This window comes from Ruegeria atlantica (assembly GCF_013032505.1).
Lineage (GTDB): Bacteria > Pseudomonadota > Alphaproteobacteria > Rhodobacterales > Rhodobacteraceae > Ruegeria > Ruegeria atlantica_F.
In genome coordinates, this window is sequence record NZ_WQCG01000007.1 from 125843 (window position 1) to 146902 (window position 21060).

The window sequence follows — 21060 nt, forward strand, 5'->3', positions numbered from 1 at the left end:
AACATGGATCGTCGAGCATTTGGATTGGGCGCAATGGCAACGCTGAGTCTTTCAGCGTGTGCTTCGGCCAGCCCCAGAATTCTGACCTACAACGGACCCGAAGTGACCTCTCTGGTCATAAACAAGAGTGCGCGTAAACTATATCTTTTGCACAATGATAAGATCCTGAAAGAATATAAGGTTGATCTTGGATTTGCGCCCAACGGCACCAAAGCAAAGCGGGGCGATGGACGCACACCGGAAGGCAGTTATCTGATTGATCGTCGCAATCCCAATAGCCGCTATCATCTGTCGCTAGGGATTTCGTACCCGAACTCTGAAGACGTCGCGAAAGCGAAGGCCATGGGTGTCGATCCAGGCGGAGATATCTTTATCCACGGACAGCCGAACCGTCGCAAAGAGCGTAAGCGCGCTAAAAAGACGTCGGATTGGACCGCGGGCTGCATCGCCGTCAAGAACGACGAGATCGAAGAGATCTATTCAATGGTAAACCGGGGCACGCTGATTACTCTGCGTCCCTAAGCGGTGTCCAGGGCCCAAATCCGAACTGCATATAGTCACGTTGGTACGCCTGTGCGGACAGCGCCTCCAAGTTATCGTCATAAATCTCGGCCAACGAGAAGGGTACATCTGGCTCGCTGAGTTCGGGTGAAGGTGGTGTATCGTGTCCCATCCGGCGCGCCAGATCGGGCAGTGCGGTTGTGACTTCGTCTTCCCGCAGGATTAGGTCGGGCAAAGCAAAAGGTGCCATTCCTTCAAGGACCTGCGACTGGCTGCACCATGCCGCGTCAATGCGTATGGCTGTCTGCTGGGCAAGGTTTTGGCGCAGGAAAGTCAGGAATGCCGAAAATGCCTCATAGTGTTGTTCAATCGGGTAATTGCCTTCGCGCAACTGTCCGGGGATAGGAATTTTTAGCCGGTTGCGCAGCACATGACGTATCTTGGGATACGCACCGGGACCCGTGTTTAAGATATGCTTGCAATAGGCGCGATGCGCCCGCGTCAAAGGATGTTGCAGCACGGTGAATTTTCGATGCCCGGGATTGGATTGAAACCACTGTCGCGTCTGCTTTCTGTTTTGATTGGTCAGTAATTGGTCGATTTCAACATGATCCAGCGTGGCCATCCACTTTGCCACGGGTTGTTCCATTCCGCCGCGGATCGGCATGTACATCAGGGGCGTTTTTGGCGCGGCAATGTAGTTTGCCACCAAAGGGCGCCGGCGTGGTTCGAAATTCGGAGTGCTGTGCAGGTTGTAGCTGTCGATCTGCGATAACGCCTGCTCCATCTCATGGGGGTTCGTCACCTTGGACAGTGCCGGTTCCGGGTTTTGCGGTTTGAGCGTTTTGTCGATTGCCGACAGCCTGCCGGACACACCCAACCAAGCGGCAAGCCCGTTCAGAATGGGCAGATGGTTCAGGTCTTCATAGGCAATGTAAAACGGGGTCTGGCCGCTTTGTTGCAAACGCTGCGACAACAACAAGTGGAATTCATGCTGCCGGTTCAGGTATTTCATGAACGCTTCGGCGTCGAACTCAACCTGGGCTTCGCGGCGACGCTTGATGTTCTTCAGCTGCCACTGCTTTGTTTCGCGCGCGATCTTCAGTGAGATGAAACTGTCCAGCGGATTTCGTGTCAAAATGATCTTGGCGCAGCGCGGATCACTTAATGCAGGCTCTAACACGCGCGGATCATGCCCTTGAAAAAAGCGAAACCCGTTCAGTTCTCCGGGCGCTTGTCGGATCGCCTCAAGCAAAAAGGACGGGTCGTGATCCCGTTCCTCTAACGAGACGCCTAGTAGCGCGTCGGATTTAAGCCGGCCGATGAAATGGGGATTGAACGCCTCGCCATGGCACGTAACCCCTTTGATGGCGTTCAGATTTGCCTCAAGCAGGTTGGAGCCGGTCCGCATGGCCGCAAGAATTATGAAATAGTCGAATTGGGGCGTCATAAAGGCTTACTGCACCAGATAGGGTTTTCGGTACGGCCGGACCCGATTGGCCAAACTGTCATCCGGTGGGAAGTCGCCCATCAGATAGGGATGCATGCCCTGGTTCTTGAGGTTTTGCAGGAACTGGCCAAAACCGGTGAGGTCCACCATTTTTGGCGCTTCGGTCAGGTGGCTGGTTTGGATGGTTCCGGTATCTTCGATTACGGTTTGCAAGGGCTCGACCGGAGATTCAACGAATTCCGCCAATGTCCACTTGCGTACGCGCGCTTTGGTCCAGACCGAAGACAGAATTTCCAATTGCTTGGTCTCGATCTGCTGCAGTCGGGCGGCCTCGGCCCGGATATCTGCAAAGTTCAAATTGGAACGAAACAGCGGAATAGCCCACGCCCCCGTTATGACTGAAATTTGTGCATTTTTGTCCCGGGCCAGGAACCAGTTGATCTTTTGCGTGTCAGCGGGACCGAACTGAAAGCACTGTTTTTCACCGCGCGTATTCCAGATCAGGTCGGAAATGAACGCTGTCGGGTTGTAGTCCCGCAGCGTTGCGCAATCACTGAGGCAACCGTTGATGATGTTCTCATCGCCGGCGAATTCAGCGCGTTGCGGACCAAACAGATGCCCGTGGACACGTGCGCCTGTGATGTTGGTCAACCAAGGCTCAAAATCTTCGAACACTTCGCTAAAGCCCTGAAACACCGAATACGGAGCAGAAGTCAGTCCGTTTTCATTGCCGTGCCGAGGAAAACGGCTTTGCATATACAGCCCGTCACGCCCGCGTGTGCGCCGTTCGACAGCTTTGGAAAACACCCGGTCGATTTTGCTTGGGTTGGGTTCAGCGGGCTTCATGGCGCCGGCCTGATCGGTCAAAAAGGCCTGATACAGGCGATCCGCGTTGGGCCAGATTTTGCGGGCAACAAAACAATCGGACCTGCGCAGCAGTTGCAGGTGATCATCGTAGAAAATATGCGGACGGCCCTGGTAGTCGAACTTGGACAGGGTCAGCGACCGGCTTTCAATATGGGTGGAATACAGGCGCGCCAGCGTCTGGAAGTAACTTTCGTCAGGTATCCAGACGCGCCGAAAATACCGATCATAGGTCTCGCGTTTTGGATCCTGCAAAATGGCCGACAAGGTTTGGCGGGTCAAGCACCACCACTGGCTACCCATATGTGGCACCAGTCCTTCGGGTATGTTTCGGCGAATACGCAATGCGCGTTGCAGTTTCACATAGGCATCGAACAACCTGCGATTTTTGCGCCACGAAAACGGAAATCTCAGGGTAAAGCGTTCCTGATCCAGACCCCCCATAGTCCAGCTGACATCAGAGGTTGTAGCGCTTTCAATAAAATCCACACGCGGCCGGTCCGCGAGGTAGTTGACCAGCTCATCTACTGGTCGCAAGGGAAGACAAGCCCCCGAAGTCAGAAAAACATGGCGCACATCCGGGAACGTCTTAAGCATAAGTGCGGCAGCAGATTGCGAGGCTGCAACGATACCCCAACCGCCCCAATTACAGACGTGACGGTCAGAAAACCGGATTAGCGGGTCATCTGAACAGGCGGCAACAAAGTCCGCGTAGGCCTTGGTTGGCACCTTGCGATCCACATGGATCACCACCGGGCATCCCGAAGCCGTCCAGTGGCGTGCCACTTGCCCGGCCCGGTTCAGTGCTGTGTGCACCAGCATGACAATGCCCAGATCGCTCATGCCCAGTTTCCTTTTGACATGAGACCCAGAATTTCAAGCTGTCGCCAGTTGATGTAGGCTTCGGACTTATCGCACCAGAACTCGGGCATATCCGCCAGATGTTCGGCATAGGCGCGATACTCGCCAGAGCTGCGGTAATGCTGTCCGCGCTCCATTTCTTCCCGGGCCTTCTCGCTCAGGGTGCTGATGAGTTTGGCGTGCAACAGCGCGCCGCTTGTCTTTTCACCACCCCATTCATCAAAAACCTGGTTCAACCCACGTGGCAGCAGCGAGTGGGTTGAGCTGACATAGACATAGCGCTTATCCCATTTCACCAACGGTATCTTGTTTAATGCAGGCGCTTTTTTGGGCTCGTCCTTAAAGAAAACACGGGCGCGGGGACCGCCTTGGATCCACAGGTTCCCGTAAGTCGGATTTTTCGTGATCGAGTAGTTGCCCGCATCAAACCATTTGGCGATTTCGAACGGGTTTTGACCCTCGGTATAAACGGCGTCCTCGACTGGCCCTTCAGGATACATGTCGATTAGCATCGCGCTGAAGCTGCGCACGGCGCAGCCGTCCAACCAGTCGGTCAGGGCACGAATTGGGCGTGTGTCGCAAAACGGGTAGATGAAGAACTCGTCCGGATCGACTGTTAGAACCCAGTGCCGGTGTGCAAACTTTCGCAGCAGGTAGTTTGTCCAGTCCACCCCAAATGACGCGCGCCTATAGCTTGCATCGGCGCGCCAGACCGACACATCGGGTTGCTCCGACAGGTACTCGAGTGACCCGTCGTCGCTGGCATTGTCAACGAACAGAAAATGGTTGATGCCCAGCCGTCGGTAGTAGTCCAGAAAATACGGAAGGCGGATTTTCTCATTGCGTATGACGCTGACCAGAAGAATGTCAGTTCGTCCTATTGAATTTGTGTTTACGAAAACCGGAACAAGGTCGCGCCGTTTTCGAAGACAGCGCAAGATACGGCGCTTGCGCCGCAATCTCATCCGGTATGAATCCAATAGGCCCACGCGACTGCCCAACCTTTGTTAATTACGCGAGCGTGCCCAGAGCCTGTACAAGCCAGAGTGGTACCGGGCAATTGCCGTTTTATGCCATTTTTCCCTATTTCGAAGCAACGACTTTAAAAACCGTTAGTTTGAGTTGTGACCTTCCCAGTCGATTTCTCCCATCAGGCCCAATTGCTGCAAATATCTCCAACCGTCGTATAGCGCTGAGTCCGGCACCCATACGACTGGGCGTTCCATGATGCCGTCATAGTATCCGGCAAACTGTTCAGGGTCGTGAAAATGCTGCCGGCGTCTTTTCTCGATCTTTGATTTTTCCACAACTTCGGGCAGGAACTTTGTGTGCAACAAAACGCCGGAAGGCGCAGTGCCTCCAGGACCTTCGTAGACGGCGTTCAAATGGCGGGGCAAGGCGGAATGGCACGAATTCACATATGCATAGCGCCGTGACCATCGGACCAGTGGAATTTTATTCAGCGTTGGAGATCGACGCGGATTATCCGCAAAAAACATACGTTCGCGCGCGCCGCCCTGCACCCACAGGTTTCCCAGCGGGCTTTGCCGTCGCGCACGATAGGGAGCGGCATCAAACCACCCCAGAACGTCGGTCGGGTCGGTCTCAGGTTCGTAGTTTTGTTCCCCCAGAGGGCCTTTGGGATAAAGATCCAGCATTAATGCGCCAAACGCGGCTCGCCCTTGATCATCAAGCCATTTCGTCAAGTCGTGCAACGGGTGGGTGTCGTGATCAGGGTAGACCAGTAACTCATCCGCATCGACCATCAGGGTCCAGTGGTTGTGGCCATAGCGCAATTGCAGCCAAGTCAACCAATCCAGCCCATAGCGCGACGTGCGATAGCTGTCTTGTGTCTGCCACAGCGACACGTCAGCTTGCTCTTGGAGAAAGGGTACCGAGCCGTCATCGCTATCGTTGTCGACGATCAGAAAGTGATCGACGCCCAATGTACGATAGTGGTGCAGGAACCAAGGTAGGCGCGCGATTTCGTTGCGGACCGTGGTGAAAGCCAGTACGTCGCCAGGTTTGATGGTCGCGGTACGGTTGATCAATCCAGACAATTGATGACGGCTGCGAAAAGATCGCCACAACAGCCGCTGTCGTTTCAATCGTAACCGGTACTTTTGCGCCCATGAGATGGGCGGAAGCGTGTCTTCCCCGATAGCGGTCACGATGGGCTCATTTATCGTAATGGCCATTCTGATGCCACCGCCAGGCATCGGCAACCATCGTCTCTAACGTGGATCTGTTTGGGGTCCAACCCAGTTCCTCGTTAGCGCGGACTGAGCCAGAGACCAGCTTGGTGCAATCCCCCGCCCGGCGCGGTCCGGTCGTATAGGGTACATCGCGGTTGGTCACGGCCTTTGAGTGGCTGATCACTTCCATCACCGAAAATCCTGACCCGGTTCCGAGGTTGAAAACGCGGCTGTCTTTGCCTTGTTCCAACCAGTTCAATCCCAAAACATGGGCGTCAACCAGGTCGCAAACATGCACGTAGTCGCGAATGCAGGTGCCGTCAGGGGTGTCATAATCCGTCCCGAATACGGTCAGCCCGTCGCGCTTGCCGTCGATGGCGTCCAGCATCAAAGGCACAAGGTGCGTTTCGGGTCGGTGAAACTCGCCAACTTCGCCATCCGGGTCGGCACCCGCCACGTTGAAATATCGAAAGATCACATGATTCAGGCCGTGCGCCGCCTGGAAATCGCGCAGTATATCCTCGATGGCACGTTTTGAGGCCCCATAGGCGTTCAGCGGCAGTTGCGGCGTGTCTTCATCCAGCACTACATTGTCGTGCTCACCATAGGTGGCACAGGTGGATGAGAAGACAAAATTGAGACAGCCGGCGGCCACTGCGGCTTCAATCAAAGTCAGCGAACCGGTCACGTTGTTCGACCAGTATTTGCCGGGCTCGGACATCGCCTCGCCCACCTGGCTGAGGGCCGCAAAGTGCATAACGGCCACGGGTTCGTATTTGGCGAACACTTCATCCAACCGGGCGCGATCCAACAGATCGCCCTGTTCAAACGGCCCGAATTTTACCGCTTCCTGCCAACCAGTTGCCAGGTTGTCGAAAGTGACCGGTATGTAACCGGCCCGAGACAGCGCTTTGCATGCATGAGATCCAATGTACCCGGCGCCACCGGTGACAAGAATGTTTTTCATAATTCGTTCCGAATTGTAGTACCGCGCTCAGTTAGACGATGTCTTGGACGAAATTTCAGGGGAAAAAGGTTCAATCCAACCCCATCGCGGCCATCATCTCTTCGAGTTTCGGCACATCCTGCGGATTGTTCAACTCCCAGAACTGACGCCCCTTGGCCTCGACCTCGACGCACAGAACCTTTCGACCGTTTTCCATAAACCGCAGCTGTTCCAACCCTTCCAGCTGTTCCAACGGTCCGACAGGCCAGGCGGGATAGGCGGCAAGGGCATCCGGTCGATACGCGTAGACGCCGACATGGTGGAACACCGGGGTCGGCTTGTCGCCAGAAAACGTTTCTGCGGTAAAAGGCACGACCTCTTTCGAGAAATACATCGCGCTGTGGTCGGCTGCGAACACAGCGGTTGTGCCTCCAACGCGCCCGTGTTTGCGATCGTTCAGCAGGCTGTTCAGAGCGTCGCCGTCACAGCGGAGTACCGGTGTGGCGACGCCGGCCTCGGGCGCGGCACGCAGACCGGCAATCAGGTCTTCTACAAACCAATGAGGCGTCAGCGGCGCATCCCCTTGCAGGTTCACTACGATCTCGTAGCCCGCACCCAGCGCAGCGTGGGCTTCGGCGCAGCGTTCCGTGCCATTGCCACAGGCCTCGGATGTCATCACCACTTCTGCCCCGAACCCTTCAGCCACGTCGCGAATGCGGTCGTCATCGGTGGCGACAACCACTTTGTCCACACCCGATACGGAACAGGCGGCGCGCCAGGATCGTTCTATCAGGGTCATCGCATTGCCATTCGCCCCGGTCAGCGGAACCAGCGGCTTTCCTGGGTAACGGGTCGAGGCATAGCGTGCAGGGATCGCAATCAGAACAGACATCAGGCCTCCTTCAGGTCAACGCCCGGAGCGTAGGCGATAAAGAACGGGTTTGCATAGTCGTCCTTGCCATAGGTCAGCGGCGTGTGGTCATCGAACCGAACAACCTTGCCACCGGCACCGGCCAAAACGGCGTGACCAGCGGCTGTATCCCACTCCATCGTGCGCCCGACGCGGGGATAAAGGTCCGCCTCGCCAGTGGCGACCAGACAGAATTTCAGCGACGAGCCCGCGCTTTTGCTGTCTTTGACCTGATATTTGTTGATGTAATCCTCGGTCGCCTGATCGCGGTGAGATTTTGAGGCGACGATCATCAACGCTGAATTGTCTGGTTCAGACACTGATATCACGGTCACGTCGCCGGCTTGCGCCTTGTCAAGCGCGCCGGTTTCTTCGACCGATTGACCGTCCGCTTGGGTGTAGAACATGCGCCCTTTTGCCGGTGCATAAACAACGCCGCGGGTTGGAACACCATTTTCGACCAACGCGATATTCACCGTGAAGTCACCACGCCGGTTGATGAATTCCTTGGTCCCGTCCAGAGGATCGACGATCAGAAACGTGTCGCCTTTTTCCAAATGTGAGGCAGCCTGCTCCTCGGTCACCAAGAGAATTTCTGGGAACGCAGCACGTAAGCCCGCCGAAATCAGGGCATCGGCAGCTTCATCTGCCTCAGTCACTGGGCTGGAGTCAGATTTGACTTTGACGTCAAAATCGTCCGCTTCATAGATCTGCATGATTGTGTCCCCGGCTTCCAGCGCCAGACGTCTGATTATGGGAATAAGGGCGTCGTAGGTCACAAAAATGCTCCGTTGTTGTGGTTTGTTGATAGAAATCCCTGTGGGTCTTATGCTGTGCCGGTTACGGAACGGCAAGAAATTCGTGGCAGATTGCAGGCAATTCAGCGGGAAAGAGTGAACTGAGTGTTTTATTTTAAGCGAAATCAGACGCTTCTGGGTAGCGCTTTCACAACCACGGAGCTTATTTACCATGCGGTGGTGCATGGGATACGTTCCAGGCACTCAAATGCAGTGATCGCGATCGTCGTGAATATCATACAAATTCTCGCACTCGTGACTGTATTTTATCTGATCTTGTCAATGTTAGGTACTCGGGTCGCCAAGATCAGAGGAAACTTCATCCTGTTTTTGTTATCAGGTGTTTTTCTGTTTCTGACCCATATCAAAGCTGTGGGAACTGTTGCCGGTGTCGGCACCGGGAACAACCCGATGATGTTGCATTCTCCGATGAACATGATGGTGGTGCTACTTGCGACAGCCTTTGGATCGCTTTACACACAATTGGTCTCAATCCTAGTAATCCTTTTTGCCTATAGCGTTCTTGTTGAGCCCCTAGAGATCCAAGAGCCTGGCGGGGCTTTCTACATGTTGATCCTGGCCTGGTTTACGGGATGTGCAGTTGGTGTTGTCCTTATGGCGCTAAAGCCGTGGTTTCCTGGCACCGCTGAAATTCTGAAAAACCTGTACCGACGTATGAATATGATATTTTCCGGCAAGATGGTTGTCGGGAATGCGCTGGGCGGCTTCTTGCTGAGTTTTTTTGCCTGGAACCCATTGTTCCACGTGATTGATCAGTGCCGCGGTTTTGTCTTTCGTAACTATTTCCCGCGCAACAGCAGCTGGGAGTATGCGCTGTGGGTTGGATTGGCTTTGTTGATGATCGGACTATTGGGGATTTTTTACACCCGTAAGCATGTTTCGGCCAGCTGGGGTGCGCGCAGCTAAGTTGCGACGCGCAAGGTCAGGTTGATCCGCCCGCCTTTAGGCAGCAGCTTAGAAGAACCGAAACGGATGCGATCGACCCCATGATAGGTCAGGCGTGCCGGGCCGCCCATGATGACGACATCACCCGAGCTTAACCATATGGACTCGGTCTTGCCCCCGCGGGTTTCGTTTCCGATGCGGAAAAGGGCATCATCGCCTAAGGATACCGACAGGACGGGCCACGAGAAATCGGCCTCGTCCTTGTCTTGATGCAGTCCCATGCGCGCGCCTTCATTGTAATAGTTGATCAAACAGCAATCCGGGTCGCGTTGCGTGCTGACAAGATCGCGCCAGATACCCAGAATTGTATCGGGAATGCCGGGCCACACCATCCCCTTTGGGTGCTGCGCCTGATATCTGTACCCGCGGTTGTCAGTGACCCAGCCAAGCGACCCGGCCGAGGTCATTCGCACCGACATTTCCTTGCCCGAAGGCGTTACAGGCCGAAACAGCGGCGCAGATTTGAGAATCGGGCGCAGTACCTCGATCAGTTGCGTTTGTGCCGCAACGTCCAGATGGGCTTTTCTGATGTCAAATCCGCGCAAGAGCAGCCGCGCCATTGAAGATTCCCCAATCCTTGCCAAAACCTTGCCAAAAAAGGCCACAGATTCCTGAAAACCTGCCTTTTACACCGCTTGCAGGCCTCTGATCTCGCCCTTATATACGCCGGGACGCGCGATGGTGTAGTGCTGTTCGTGCAAACCAGATCGGGGCCGGATGCCATAACGGGTCCGGACCTCGAGACATCGCCTTGAAGAGAAAGGGATTGAACATATGGGAAAAGTAATCGGTATTGACCTCGGGACCACCAACTCTTGTGTGGCCATCATGGACGGCTCTCAGCCGAAGGTCATCGAAAACGCAGAAGGGGCGCGGACCACGCCCTCGATCGTCGCCTTCACCGAAGATGAGCGACTGGTCGGTCAGCCTGCAAAACGCCAGGCGGTCACCAACCCTGACAACACCATCTTTGGCGTCAAGCGTCTGATCGGTCGTCGTGTGGATGATGCAGAAGTCGAAAAAGATAAGAAAATGGTGCCGTACGCCATCGTCGATGGCGGCAATGGCGACGCGTGGGTTGAAGCCCGCGGTGAAAAGTACTCCCCAAGCCAGATCTCGGCCTTCACTCTGGGCAAGATGAAGGAAACCGCCGAGAGCTATCTGGGTGAGGACGTCACGCAGGCGGTTATCACTGTTCCGGCATACTTCAACGACGCACAGCGTCAGGCCACCAAAGACGCCGGTAAAATCGCCGGTCTGGAAGTGCTGCGGATCATCAACGAGCCGACAGCAGCTGCTCTGGCCTATGGTCTGGACAAGGAAGAAACCCAAACCATCGCGGTTTATGACCTTGGTGGTGGTACCTTCGACGTGACCATTCTGGAAATCGACGATGGCCTGTTCGAGGTTAAGTCGACCAACGGCGACACCTTCCTGGGTGGTGAAGACTTTGACATGCGCATCGTCAACTACCTGGCGGACGAGTTCAAAAAAGAACACGGTGTCGATCTGTCTCAGGACAAGATGGCCCTGCAGCGCCTGAAGGAAGCCGCTGAAAAAGCCAAGATCGAGCTCAGCTCGACCTCGCAAACCGAAATCAACCAGCCGTTCATCTCGATGGGTGCAAACGGTCAGCCGCTGCACATGGTCATGAAACTGACCCGTGCCAAGCTGGAATCGCTGGTTGGCGACCTGATCAAGAAGTCGATGAAGCCTTGCCAGGCTGCTCTGAAAGACGCAGGCCTGTCGGCTGGCGACGTGGACGAGGTGGTTCTGGTCGGTGGTATGACCCGGATGCCGAAAGTGATCGAAGAGGTCACCAAGTTCTTCGGTAAAGAGCCGCACAAGGGTGTGAACCCGGACGAAGTTGTTGCCATGGGCGCGGCCATTCAGGCCGGTGTTCTGCAAGGCGACGTCAAAGACGTGGTTCTGCTGGACGTGACCCCGCTTTCGCTAGGCATCGAGACGCTGGGTGGCGTGTTCACCCGTCTGATCGACCGCAACACCACGATCCCGACCAAGAAGTCTCAGGTCTTCTCGACCGCTGAGGACAATCAGAACGCCGTTACCATCCGCTGTTTCCAGGGTGAGCGCGAAATGGCTGCGGACAACAAGATCCTCGGTCAGTTCAATCTGGAAGATATCCCGCCCGCACCGCGCGGCATGCCTCAGATCGAGGTGACTTTTGACATCGATGCCAACGGCATTGTCTCGGTTTCGGCCAAGGACAAAGGCACTGGCAAAGAGCAGAAGATCACGATCCAGGCATCGGGCGGTCTGTCCGACGAGGATATCGACAAGATGGTCAAGGACGCCGAAGAGAACGCGGAAGCCGACAAGGAACGCCGCGAACTGGTCGACGCCAAGAACCAGGCGGAAAGCCTCATCCATTCGACCGAGAAGTCGATGGAAGAGCATGCCGACAAGGTTGACCCGACCACCATCGAAGCCATCGAACTGGCAATCGCTGCGCTGAAGGACGAGCTGGAAACTGAGAATGCCGACAAGATCAAGTCCGGCATTCAGAACGTGACCGAAGCGGCCATGAAGCTGGGCGAAGCCATCTACAAGGCGCAGTCCGAGGAAGCCGAGGATGAGCCTGCTGCAGCTGATGAAGCTCCGGCTGGTGATGATGACATCGTTGATGCCGAGTTCGAAGATCTGGACAACGACAAGCGTAACTAACGGGTAACCGGGCCAATTCGGGCCGGTCCGGTTGCCGGGCCGGCCCGATTACGTTGAGGCAGAAGGAAATACTGATGTCCAAACGCGACTATTACGAAGTGCTCGGCGTGTCCAAGGGCGCTTCGGCGGATGAGATAAAGAAAGGCTTTCGCAAGAAGGCCAAAGAACTGCATCCAGATCGCAATAAGGACAATCCCGACGCAGAAGCGCAGTTCAAAGAGGCGAATGAGGCCTATGATGTCCTGCGCGACGGCGACAAAAAAGCGGCTTACGACCGCTTTGGCCACGCTGCTTTCGAGAATGGCATGGGCGGCGGTGGCCGCCCTGGCGGCGGATTTGGCGGGCAGGGCGACTTCTCCAGCGCATTCTCGGATGTGTTCGATGACCTGTTTGGCGACTTCATGGGCGGTCAGCGCGGTGCAACAAGCGGTGGCCGGCGTGCCGCGCGCGGCTCGGACCTGCGGTATAACCTGAGGGTGACGTTGGAAGAGGCGTTCTCGGGGCTGCAAAAGACGATTAGTGTACCTGCCGCCGTGGCCTGTTCGGCATGTGACGGATCAGGTGCGGAAGGTGGGGTCGAGCCCACGACCTGCCCGACCTGTTCCGGTATGGGAAAAGTTCGGGCGCAACAGGGTTTTTTCACAGTCGAACGGTCCTGCCCGACCTGTTCGGGACTGGGTCAGATCATCAAGAATCCTTGTAAAGCCTGCGGGGGCGCCGGGCGCGTCGAAAAAGAACGCGCGCTGTCGGTTAACATTCCGGCTGGTGTCGAAACCGGCACTCGCATCCGTCTTGCCGGTGAAGGCGAGGCCGGGATGCGCGGTGGCCCTCCGGGCGACCTGTATATTTTTGTCGAAGTTTCGGACCACAAGCTGTTCGAACGCGACAGCGTAAACCTGTATTGCCGTGTTCCGGTCAGCATGGGGAAAGCCGCGCTGGGTGGTTCGATTGAAGTGCCCACAATTGACGGTGGCCGTGGCCGCGTGCAAATCCCGGCCGGCAGCCAGTCTGGTCGCCAGATGCGTTTACGCGGTAAAGGCATGCCCGCCCTTCGCGGCGGCGGAATTGGCGACATGTTCATTGAACTGGCGGTGGAAACCCCGGTCAATTTGACCAGCCGCCAGAAAGAACTGCTGCGTGAGTTCGACGATCTGGGCGAAGACAACCACCCGGAATCAAAAAGCTTTTTTTCATCCGTCAAATCCTTTTGGGACGGTATGAAGGGCTGAAACAGCACTTCGTGAACTTCTGTCACAAGCCGGCCCATCGAGGCCGGCTTTTGGATTTCATAAGTCCAGTTTGGCCGCGATCTGCCACAAAATTGGCCCTTGATTCCTTTTTGATCCCCTGAGATTGTCCGCCCAACCGTTGGGGTGCCCTGCTTGGGGCTGAGAGGCGTGAATGCGCTAACCCATCGAACCTGATCCGGGCAATACCGGCGTAGGGAACGGTCTTATAATGCTTAGACGTTTTCCATGCCCCGTTGCCCATTTTGAACTGGAGCAACGACATGGCACCCATTGCCTTAACAATCGCAGGATCGGACAGTGGCGGAGGGGCCGGAATTCAGGCGGACCTCAAGGCGATGTCGGCGCTGGGGGTCTACGGGGCCAGTGTGATTACCGCGGTGACGGCTCAGAACACGCGGGCCGTGACAGCCGTACATGGTATCCCGTCGGACATTGTCGTGGCCCAGATCGAGGCCGTTCTGACAGATTTGGAAGTCGGCGCGATCAAGATCGGAATGCTGGCAACCCCTGAGATTATCCTCAGCGTCGCGAACGGTATTGCGGGTTTTGACGGGCCAGTGGTTCTGGATCCGGTCATGATTGCCAAATCCGGCGATGCGTTGCTGGCGCAAGAGGCCGTGCATACCCTGCGCGACGTGTTGCTGCCGCGCGCGACTGTGTTGACACCAAACCTGCCAGAAGCAGCCTGTTTGCTGGGCGCTGAACCAGCGGACAGCCTCGAACAGATGATCAAACAAGGGCGCGAGTTGTGCACAATGGGTGCGAGTGCGGTCCTGATGAAGGGCGGTCATGGGAAAGGTGACATCTGCCACGACATTCTGGTCTCAGACTCTGGCGTGATTGAACGGTTTCAAGCGCCACGCCGACAGACACGCAACACCCACGGAACAGGGTGCACCCTGTCCTCATCCATCGCTGCCGGACTGGCTAAAGATCTTTCGCTGACTGACGCCGTAGCCCAAGCGCATGACTATCTGCAGGGCGCTATTTCCCAGGCCGATGGCTTGAAAATCGGGCAGGGCCACGGGCCTGTACACCACTTCCATCAGGTTTGGTCTGCATGACCGTCTGGTCCATCATAGGGGCAGGCGTGGCCGGTTTGGCCGTCGCGTCCGAGCTTGTCTCGCGCGGCGCGAAGGTGCGGGTGTTTGATCCCGGCGGTCATCCGGGACCACATGGCTGTTCCTGGTGGGCGGGCGGAATGCTGGCCCCCTGGTGTGAGTACGAAAATGCCGAGGAACCCGTTTTGCGCCTTGGTCAAACGGCAATTGATTGGTGGGCAAAGCGGACGCAGATTCATAGGCGCGGCACATTGGTAGTAGCTAACCAGCGAGACTTGCCGGACCTGCGCCGTTTTGCCCGCCGTACGGACGGCTTTTCCGAGATCGATGGTAAAGAAATCTCTTGTTTAGAGCCTGAACTACACAATTTCGGAAGGGGCCTCTATTTTGATGCCGAGGCCCATCTGGATCCACGCCAGGCCTTGCTCGACCTGGCTCGCCAGCTTCAGGAAGATGGCGTTGTATTCCATAAAAAGCGCGCGCCGGCACAGTTGGATAGCGCAATTGATTGCCGAGGATTGCACGCCCGTGATCATCTGACTGATCTGCGCGGCGTGAAGGGTGAGATGCTGGTGATCAGGTGCCCGGACGTGACCCTGACTCGGCCCGTTCGCCTGCTCCACCCACGAATGCCACTGTACATCGTTCCACGCGGAGATGGCGTTTACATGTTGGGCGCAACGATGGTCGAATCCGAAGACAGCAGCCGTATTACGGCGCGCTCGATGCTGGAGCTTCTTAGCGCTGCGTATGCCCTGAATCCCGCCTTTGGTGAGGCCGAAATTTTGGAAATCGGTGTCGATTTGCGCCCTGCTTTTCCAGACAACTTGCCGCGTATTCGGCGGCTTGGCCGAACAATTTTCGCTAATGGCCTCTATCGCCACGGCTATTTGCTGGCCCCTGCGCTGGCAATGGGCGTGGCTGATCTGGCGTTGAACAACATACATTCGGAGATGGTCGATGAAGATCGTACTTAATGGCGAGCTCCACCGGGTGCGGGCGAAGACTCTTGCCGATCTTTTGCAGGAACGCGGGTTTTCGGGGCGGGTGGCCACGGCTGTGAACGAGGAATTCGTGCCTTCAAGCCTGCGCACTTCCCACAAGCTGAGTGACGGCGACCGGGTTGAGGTCGTAGCCCCGATGCAGGGGGGCTGAAGGATGAAGACCTTTTATGGCACAGCGCTCCCGAACCCTCTGATGTTGGGCACTGCACAATATCCCAGTCCTGCAATTCTGGAACAGGCGTTTCGGCAAAGCGGGGCTGGCGTTGCCACCGTGTCCTTGCGGCGCGAAGCTGGCGCGGGCCAGACCTTTTGGCAGATGATCCGCGATCTGAACGTCCTGGTCCTTCCGAACACAGCGGGTTGCCACACGGTCAAAGAGGCCGTGACCACCGCCCATATGGCGCGAGAAGTATTTGATACCAAATGGATCAAGCTGGAACTGATCGGCCACACCGACAGTTTGCAGCCTGACGTGTTCCAACTGGTCGAAGCCGCGCGCATTCTGACCGAGGACGGGTTCGAGGTTTTCCCCTACACCACGGACGACCTGATTGTGGGTGAGCGATTGCTCAGCGCCGGGTGCCAAGTTCTGATGCCTTGGGGCGCCCCAATTGGTTCGGGTCGTGGGCTGAACAACGAATACGCCTTGCGTGCGATGCGGTCCGAGTTTCCGGATGTTCCGCTCGTGATCGACGCTGGAATCGGCCTGCCCAGCCATGCCGCGCATGCGATGGAATTGGGATTTGATGCCGTGCTGCTGAACACGGCCGTTGCGCGGGCCGGTGACCCGGCAGTCATGGCCAAAGCAATGATGCAGGCGATCGCGGCCGGACAATTGGCCCATCAGGCCGATCCCATCGAGGCCCGCGACATGGCCGAACCTTCGACCCCAGTTATCGGAAAGGCGTTTTTGTCATGACCCTCGACCGGTTCTACCCAATCTTTGATCATTCCGACTGGTTACACCGGATGTTGCCCCTGGGTGTGAAGCTGGTTCAGTTGCGGATCAAGGACCAGCCAGACGCGGTTGTGCGGGAACAGGTCAAAATTTCACGCGATCTGTGCCGTGCACATGGGGCTGTTCTGGTGGTGAACGATCATTGGCAGATAGCGATTGAGGCCGGTTGTGACTGGATTCACCTCGGGCAGGAGGATCTGGATGACGCGGATCTGAAAGCCATCCGAAGCGCTGGATTGAAATTGGGCGTCTCGACCCATGACGATGACGAGCTTGAGCGTGTTCTGGCAATGCACCCAGACTATGTCGCGCTGGGACCGGTCTACCCTACGATCTTGAAGAAGATGAAGTGGGAACAGCAGGGTCTTCCCCGCGTCACCGAATGGAAAACGCGTTTAGGTGAAATCCCGCTCGTTGGTATCGGCGGGATGAGCGTTGAGCGCGCGCCGGGCGTGCTGCAGGCCGGTGCTGATATCGTCTCGGCCGTCACTGACATCACCCTTAATACAGACCCCGAGGCACGTGTTCGCGCGTGGATCGAGGCCACCAGATGAACCGCTATGCCCGCCAGATGATCCTGACTGAGGTCGGCGAGCATGGCCAGGCCCGTCTTTCTAACGCGCGGGTTCTGGTTGTTGGAGCCGGGGGTTTGGCAGCGCCCGTCTTGCCGTTGCTGGCCGGTTCCGGGGTCGGGCATCTGACGATCATGGATCGGGACGAAATAGCCCTGTCGAACCTGCATCGCCAGACTTTGTTTACCGAACGCGATTGCGGTCGCCCAAAAGCGGAAGTCGCGGCCGAGCGGTGTCGGGCTCTAAATGCAGAAATCACAGTTGTGGGTGAAAAAAGGGCTCTAACAAGCGTAAATTCTCCAGAGTTCGTCTCACAGGCCGATGTTATTCTCGATTGCGCGGACAGTTATGCTGCAAGTTACACGTTATCGGATACGTGCAGTGCGCTGGGCAAACCACTGATAAGTGCGTCCGTGTTGGGGTTGTCGGGCTATGTTGGCGGCTTTTGCGGTGGCGCCCCATCCTTGCGGGCGCTTTTTCCCGATGCGCCGGACAGCGCGGCAAGTTGCGCCACAGCCGGAGTGCTAGGCCCGGTTGTTGGAATGGTTGGGGCGATGCAGGCGCAACTGGCACTTGGAGTGATTCTGGGCCTTGAGCCTTCGCCTTTGGGGCAAATGGTTCAGTTCGACGCCCGTACGATGCGCAGTACAGCATTCCGTTTTGATGAAGCACCTGAGCCTACCCACCATTTTCCATTCGTATCGGCCTGCCAGTTGACCCCGGATGACCTGATCATCGAATTGCGCACGCCAGACGAAGCGCCTGAACCTATTCATCCCAAAGCGCACCGTCGAACTCATGAAATGCTAATTTTAGAGCCTAACAAAGGAAAACGACTGGCGTTTTGCTGTGCCACTGGGCTGCGAGCATGGCGCGCCGCGGAAAAATTGAAACCGGATTGGCCGGGCGAGATCGTTCTCGTCGCAGCCGCAACCTCGTGAATGAAAAGGAAACGCGAGACATGAAAAAGTTGATTACAGCGATTGCCCTTCTGGCTGCCGCTCCGGCATGGGCAGAGGACAAGATGACCGTTCTGCTGGACTGGTTCGTCAACCCCGACCACGGACCCATCATCGTGGCGCAGGAAAACGGGTACTTCGCCGATGAAGGGCTAGAGATTGAAATTGTGCCACCCGCCGACCCATCCGCACCGCCGCGTCTGGTTGCTGCCGGGCAGGCCGATCTGGCCGTATCCTACCAGCCGCAGTTGCATCTGCAAATCCATGAGGGCCTGCCGCTTAAGCGTGTCGGTACTCTGGTTGCCACACCGTTGAACTGTCTGCTGGTGCTCAAAGACGGTCCGATCAAAACACTCGCCGACCTGAAGGGAAAAAAGGTAGGTTTTTCGGTCGCGGGTGTCGAAGAGGCCGTGCTGGGCGCCATGCTGAAGGCTCATGATGTCGCGCTGGACGATATTGAGATGGTTAACGTCAATTTCTCGCTGTCACCTTCGCTGATGACAGGTCAGGTAGATGCGGTCATAGGGGCCTTCCGGAACTTTGAGCTGAACCAGATGGACATCGAAGGCGTCGCGGGCCGTTGTTTTTACATCGAAGAAGAAGGTGTGCCGTCATATGACGAGCTGATCTATGTCGCCAACCCCGATACGATGGATGCGGACAAAGTCGCTCGCTTTCTGGCCGCGACCGAGAAGGCCACCCAATTCATCGTCAACAACCCCGAAAAAAGCTGGGAAATCTTCGCTGGTACTTCGCCTGAATTGCAGGACGAGTTGAATGCCCGCGCCTGGGTAGACACGTTGCCCCGCTTCGCGCTTCGCCCGGCGGGATTTGATGCGGGTCGTTATGCCCGGTTTGAGGCATTTCTGAAAGACAGCGGTATGATCGACAGCATCAACCCGGTCAGCGACATCTCAGTAGATGTGACCGTGCAATGAGCGACTATGGCAAAGCATTCGCCTTGATGCGCGGGGCCGCAAAGGGGCCGTGGCAGGACTATACCCGCCACGCCTTTGTCGAAGGCATGAAGGACGGAACGCTCCCTCGCGCGGCGTTTCTTCACTATCTGCGGCAAGATTACGTGTTCCTGATTCATTTCTCGCGCGCCTGGGCGCTGGCGGTTGTGAAGTCGGAAACGCACACGGAAATGCAGGCTGCGGCGCGCACAGTGAACGGGCTGGTCAGCGAAGAGATGAAGCTGCATATCGGGATCTGCGAGGCCGAAGGCATCCCGCAGGACCAATTGTTCTCTACGCCGGAACGCGCTGAGAACCTTGCCTATACGCGGTACGTGCTTGAGGCCGGGTATAGCGGCGATCTGCTTGACCTGCTGGCAGCCCTTGCACCTTGCGTGATGGGCTATGGTGAGATTGGCACACGGCTGGCTGCCGAGGCGACGTCCGAGACCTATCGCGATTGGATCACAACCTATGCCAGCGATGACTATCAGCGCGGTTGCGAGGCGGTTGGAGAATTTTTGGATTCGGCTCTAACAAGGCGCATCGGGGCGGATTTTGAAACATCCCCGCGCTGGAATCGCCTGTGCCATACTTTCCGAACAGCGACTGAGCTCGAGATCAATTTCTGGCAAATGGGCCTGACGCCGTGACCCCGGCTCCCGAACTGGTCATCAATGGGTCTGCCACCATCAGCGGCGCGCCTTTGTTCGCGCCGTTAACCCTGACCCTTGGCGCAGGGCGTTGGACCTGCCTGTTGGGCGGATCGGGAGTAGGTAAAACCACAATTCTGCGCCTGATTGCAGGCTTGGAAACCGGCGCAGAATTCATCGGTCAGATCACCGCCAGTGACGGGCATTCCGTGCAAGACCGGGTCGCCTATATGGCGCAGGATGATCTGCTGCTACCTTGGGCGACTGTTGCGCAGAATGTCTTGCTGGGAGCACGGTTGCGCCGACAAAAGCCAGACTTGAACCGCCGCGATCGGTTGATCGAACGGATGCACCTGCAGGGTCACATGAACAAAAAACCCGGAGAACTGTCGGGCGGCCAACGTCAACGCGTGGCCTTGGCCCGCACGTTGATGGAGGATCGCCCCATTGTTCTGTTGGATGAGCCGTTCTCGGCCCTGGACGCCCGCACCCGTGCGGATATGCAAGACCTTGCGGCCGAAGCGTTACAGGGTCGAACCGTTCTGCTGGTCACCCATGACCCGGGCGAGGCCGCCCGCTTGGGGCAGGCCATCGTTGTCATGACGCAGGACGGTATTACGCCTTGCCGTCCGCCGCGTGCTCTGGCCCCGCGCAAGGTCGACGATCTGGAAACGCTGGAAACGCAGGGCGCGCTACTGCGCCTGTTGCGTGAGGATGCGGCATGAAACTGCTGTCGGTCTTTGCTGCGACGCTGTTCGCGCTGGCGATCTGGCAGGCAATCGTTTCCCTGACCGGGCTTCCGAAGTTCATTCTTCCGGGCCCGGCCTTGGTGGCCGAGACATGGTGGCAGAATCGTTGGGTTATCGCAGAACACACTTGGGTCACCGCCATGGAGGTCGTCATCGGCCTGGCCTGCGGTACGGTTTTGGGGATCGTTACCGCGCTGCAACTGGCCAATTCCCGGGTTGCGCGGGTGTTGGTGCAGCCGATGCTGGTGTTTACGCAGGCGTTGCCGGTCTTCGCGCTGGCGCCTTTGCTGACCCTTTGGTTGGGCTATGGCTTGTGGTCCAAGGTCGCTATGGCGGTGCTGATCATCTACTTCCCGATCACCTCGTCCTTTTTCGATGGGCTAATGCGAACGCCGGCCGGATATCTCGATCTGGCGCGGACCATGCAGGCCAGCCCGCGCGCCGTGCTGTGGCACATTCGCATACCGGCAGCCTTGCCTTCGCTGGCATCTGGGATGCGGTTGGCGGCGGTTTATGCCCCGATCGGGGCCGTGATCGGTGAGTGGGTCGGGTCATCACGGGGGTTGGGATACCTGATGCTGCTTGCCAATGGTCGGGCAAAGACCGATCTGATGTTTGCGGCGATGCTGACGTTGGGAGTGTTCTCGATCCTGCTGCACTTGATCGTCAGATTGGCAACGGCGCGTATGGCGGGAGAAACACGTTAACGATTCGGAAACCGAT

22 protein-coding genes and 1 riboswitch are annotated in these 21060 nt (G+C 56.9%); of the genes, 14 read left to right on the forward strand and 8 right to left on the reverse strand.

Going from position 1 to position 21060, the window contains the following annotated elements:
* The first annotated feature begins 3 nt into the window (after positions 1 to 3).
* Positions 4 to 522 carry a L,D-transpeptidase family protein gene (locus GOW92_RS20370; protein ID WP_170564109.1) on the forward strand — a complete coding sequence of 173 codons (519 nt, stop codon included), beginning with the start codon at positions 4 to 6 and terminating at the stop codon, positions 520 to 522.
* Here GOW92_RS20370 and GOW92_RS20375 read toward each other — a convergent pair.
* From GOW92_RS20375 to cysQ, 7 genes are all read right to left on the reverse strand, one after another.
* Positions 506 to 1951: a nodulation protein NodH gene (locus tag GOW92_RS20375; protein WP_170564113.1), complete on the reverse strand. Its 1446-nt coding sequence runs from the start codon at positions 1949 to 1951 to the stop codon at positions 506 to 508. The two genes, GOW92_RS20370 and GOW92_RS20375, sit on opposite strands and share 17 nt — an antisense overlap.
* Before the next feature lie 6 nt (positions 1952 to 1957).
* Positions 1958 to 3658 (reverse strand): DUF5927 domain-containing protein, encoded by a 1701-nt coding sequence (locus tag GOW92_RS20380; RefSeq protein WP_170564116.1) that lies wholly within the window; start codon positions 3656 to 3658, stop codon positions 1958 to 1960.
* Positions 3655 to 4641: a glycosyltransferase family 2 protein gene (locus tag GOW92_RS20385; RefSeq protein WP_170564119.1), complete on the reverse strand. Its 987-nt coding sequence runs from the start codon at positions 4639 to 4641 to the stop codon at positions 3655 to 3657. Before GOW92_RS20385 ends, GOW92_RS20380 begins: the two co-directional genes overlap by 4 nt.
* 147 nt (positions 4642 to 4788) lie before the next feature.
* Positions 4789 to 5874 carry a glycosyltransferase family 2 protein gene (locus tag GOW92_RS20390; protein WP_170564122.1) on the reverse strand — a complete coding sequence of 362 codons (1086 nt, stop codon included), beginning with the start codon at positions 5872 to 5874 and terminating at the stop codon, positions 4789 to 4791.
* A complete protein-coding gene (galE, locus tag GOW92_RS20395) occupies positions 5855 to 6838 on the reverse strand; it encodes a UDP-glucose 4-epimerase GalE (protein ID WP_170564125.1) in 984 nt (327 codons plus the stop codon). The genes GOW92_RS20390 and galE overlap by 20 nt, the downstream gene beginning before the upstream one ends.
* Before the next feature lie 70 nt (positions 6839 to 6908).
* Positions 6909 to 7709 carry a 3-deoxy-manno-octulosonate cytidylyltransferase family protein gene (locus GOW92_RS20400; RefSeq protein ID WP_170564128.1) on the reverse strand — a complete coding sequence of 267 codons (801 nt, stop codon included), beginning with the start codon at positions 7707 to 7709 and terminating at the stop codon, positions 6909 to 6911.
* Entirely contained in the window at positions 7709 to 8506 is a 798-nt protein-coding gene (cysQ, locus tag GOW92_RS20405; protein WP_170564131.1) for a 3'(2'),5'-bisphosphate nucleotidase CysQ, read from the reverse strand. Before cysQ ends, GOW92_RS20400 begins: the two co-directional genes overlap by 1 nt.
* A 300-nt stretch (positions 8507 to 8806) precedes the next feature.
* Here cysQ and GOW92_RS20410 point away from each other — a divergent pair, with 300 nt between their 5' ends.
* Positions 8807 to 9451, forward strand: a complete 645-nt coding sequence (locus tag GOW92_RS20410; protein WP_368040312.1) for an ABC transporter permease — start codon at positions 8807 to 8809, stop codon at positions 9449 to 9451.
* On the opposite strand, the gene GOW92_RS20415 is transcribed toward GOW92_RS20410, so the two are convergent.
* A complete protein-coding gene (locus tag GOW92_RS20415) occupies positions 9448 to 10050 on the reverse strand; it encodes an alpha-ketoglutarate-dependent dioxygenase AlkB family protein (protein ID WP_170564136.1) in 603 nt (200 codons plus the stop codon). The genes GOW92_RS20410 and GOW92_RS20415 overlap by 4 nt on opposite strands.
* 214 nt (positions 10051 to 10264) lie before the next feature.
* Between GOW92_RS20415 and dnaK the strand changes: the two genes are divergently transcribed.
* From dnaK to GOW92_RS20475, 12 genes are all read left to right on the forward strand, one after another.
* Complete coding sequence (dnaK, locus tag GOW92_RS20420; protein ID WP_170564138.1) at positions 10265 to 12175, forward strand: molecular chaperone DnaK; 1911 nt, start codon at positions 10265 to 10267, stop codon at positions 12173 to 12175.
* 74 nt (positions 12176 to 12249) lie between these two features.
* A complete protein-coding gene (gene dnaJ, locus GOW92_RS20425; RefSeq protein WP_170564141.1) occupies positions 12250 to 13404 on the forward strand; it encodes a molecular chaperone DnaJ in 1155 nt (384 codons plus the stop codon).
* 130 nt (positions 13405 to 13534) lie between these two features.
* Positions 13535 to 13639, forward strand: a riboswitch (TPP riboswitch).
* Between the two features lie 46 nt (positions 13640 to 13685).
* On the forward strand, positions 13686 to 14489 hold the full coding sequence (gene thiD / locus GOW92_RS20430) for a bifunctional hydroxymethylpyrimidine kinase/phosphomethylpyrimidine kinase (RefSeq protein WP_170564143.1): 804 nt from the start codon (positions 13686 to 13688) through the stop codon (positions 14487 to 14489).
* Positions 14486 to 15463, forward strand: a complete 978-nt coding sequence (locus GOW92_RS20435) for an FAD-dependent oxidoreductase (protein ID WP_170564146.1) — start codon at positions 14486 to 14488, stop codon at positions 15461 to 15463. The genes thiD and GOW92_RS20435 overlap by 4 nt, the downstream gene beginning before the upstream one ends.
* Positions 15447 to 15641, forward strand: coding sequence for a sulfur carrier protein ThiS (gene thiS / locus GOW92_RS20440; protein ID WP_170564149.1), 195 nt, complete (start codon positions 15447 to 15449; stop codon positions 15639 to 15641). The genes GOW92_RS20435 and thiS overlap by 17 nt, the downstream gene beginning before the upstream one ends.
* A 3-nt stretch (positions 15642 to 15644) precedes the next feature.
* Entirely contained in the window at positions 15645 to 16409 is a 765-nt protein-coding gene (locus GOW92_RS20445; RefSeq protein ID WP_170564152.1) for a thiazole synthase, read from the forward strand.
* Positions 16406 to 17002: a thiamine phosphate synthase gene (locus GOW92_RS20450; protein WP_170564155.1), complete on the forward strand. Its 597-nt coding sequence runs from the start codon at positions 16406 to 16408 to the stop codon at positions 17000 to 17002. Before GOW92_RS20445 ends, GOW92_RS20450 begins: the two co-directional genes overlap by 4 nt.
* Positions 16999 to 17961, forward strand: a complete 963-nt coding sequence (locus GOW92_RS20455) for a HesA/MoeB/ThiF family protein (RefSeq protein ID WP_170564157.1) — start codon at positions 16999 to 17001, stop codon at positions 17959 to 17961. The genes GOW92_RS20450 and GOW92_RS20455 overlap by 4 nt, the downstream gene beginning before the upstream one ends.
* 20 nt (positions 17962 to 17981) lie before the next feature.
* Positions 17982 to 18917 carry an ABC transporter substrate-binding protein gene (locus GOW92_RS20460; RefSeq protein ID WP_170564160.1) on the forward strand — a complete coding sequence of 312 codons (936 nt, stop codon included), beginning with the start codon at positions 17982 to 17984 and terminating at the stop codon, positions 18915 to 18917.
* Entirely contained in the window at positions 18914 to 19588 is a 675-nt protein-coding gene (gene tenA, locus GOW92_RS20465) for a thiaminase II (protein ID WP_170564163.1), read from the forward strand. The genes GOW92_RS20460 and tenA overlap by 4 nt, the downstream gene beginning before the upstream one ends.
* Positions 19585 to 20313 (forward strand): ABC transporter ATP-binding protein, encoded by a 729-nt coding sequence (locus GOW92_RS20470; protein WP_170564166.1) that lies wholly within the window; start codon positions 19585 to 19587, stop codon positions 20311 to 20313. Before tenA ends, GOW92_RS20470 begins: the two co-directional genes overlap by 4 nt.
* Positions 20310 to 21044, forward strand: a complete 735-nt coding sequence (locus tag GOW92_RS20475; protein ID WP_170564169.1) for an ABC transporter permease — start codon at positions 20310 to 20312, stop codon at positions 21042 to 21044. Before GOW92_RS20470 ends, GOW92_RS20475 begins: the two co-directional genes overlap by 4 nt.
* Positions 21045 to 21060 lie beyond the last annotated feature (16 nt).

Bases quoted from the DNA above. Each gene is read 5' to 3' on its own strand.
- GOW92_RS20370 (WP_170564109.1), top strand. From the start codon at position 4: ATGGATCGTCGAGCATTTGGATTGGGCGCAATGGCAACGCTGAGTCTT.
- GOW92_RS20375 (WP_170564113.1), bottom strand. From the start codon at position 1,951: ATGACGCCCCAATTCGACTATTTCATAATTCTTGCGGCCATGCGGACC.
- GOW92_RS20380 (WP_170564116.1), bottom strand. From the start codon at position 3,658: ATGAGCGATCTGGGCATTGTCATGCTGGTGCACACAGCACTGAACCGG.
- GOW92_RS20385 (WP_170564119.1), bottom strand. From the start codon at position 4,641: ATGAGATTGCGGCGCAAGCGCCGTATCTTGCGCTGTCTTCGAAAACGG.
- GOW92_RS20390 (WP_170564122.1), bottom strand. From the start codon at position 5,874: ATGGCCATTACGATAAATGAGCCCATCGTGACCGCTATCGGGGAAGAC.
- galE (WP_170564125.1), bottom strand. From the start codon at position 6,838: ATGAAAAACATTCTTGTCACCGGTGGCGCCGGGTACATTGGATCTCAT.
- GOW92_RS20400 (WP_170564128.1), bottom strand. From the start codon at position 7,709: ATGTCTGTTCTGATTGCGATCCCTGCACGCTATGCCTCGACCCGTTAC.
- GOW92_RS20410 (WP_368040312.1), top strand. From the start codon at position 8,807: ATGTTAGGTACTCGGGTCGCCAAGATCAGAGGAAACTTCATCCTGTTT.
- GOW92_RS20415 (WP_170564136.1), bottom strand. From the start codon at position 10,050: ATGGCGCGGCTGCTCTTGCGCGGATTTGACATCAGAAAAGCCCATCTG.
- dnaK (WP_170564138.1), top strand. From the start codon at position 10,265: ATGGGAAAAGTAATCGGTATTGACCTCGGGACCACCAACTCTTGTGTG.
- dnaJ (WP_170564141.1), top strand. From the start codon at position 12,250: ATGTCCAAACGCGACTATTACGAAGTGCTCGGCGTGTCCAAGGGCGCT.
- thiD (WP_170564143.1), top strand. From the start codon at position 13,686: ATGGCACCCATTGCCTTAACAATCGCAGGATCGGACAGTGGCGGAGGG.
- GOW92_RS20435 (WP_170564146.1), top strand. From the start codon at position 14,486: ATGACCGTCTGGTCCATCATAGGGGCAGGCGTGGCCGGTTTGGCCGTC.
- thiS (WP_170564149.1), top strand. From the start codon at position 15,447: ATGAAGATCGTACTTAATGGCGAGCTCCACCGGGTGCGGGCGAAGACT.
- GOW92_RS20445 (WP_170564152.1), top strand. From the start codon at position 15,645: ATGAAGACCTTTTATGGCACAGCGCTCCCGAACCCTCTGATGTTGGGC.
- GOW92_RS20450 (WP_170564155.1), top strand. From the start codon at position 16,406: ATGACCCTCGACCGGTTCTACCCAATCTTTGATCATTCCGACTGGTTA.
- GOW92_RS20455 (WP_170564157.1), top strand. From the start codon at position 16,999: ATGAACCGCTATGCCCGCCAGATGATCCTGACTGAGGTCGGCGAGCAT.
- GOW92_RS20460 (WP_170564160.1), top strand. From the start codon at position 17,982: ATGAAAAAGTTGATTACAGCGATTGCCCTTCTGGCTGCCGCTCCGGCA.
- tenA (WP_170564163.1), top strand. From the start codon at position 18,914: ATGAGCGACTATGGCAAAGCATTCGCCTTGATGCGCGGGGCCGCAAAG.
- GOW92_RS20475 (WP_170564169.1), top strand. From the start codon at position 20,310: ATGAAACTGCTGTCGGTCTTTGCTGCGACGCTGTTCGCGCTGGCGATC.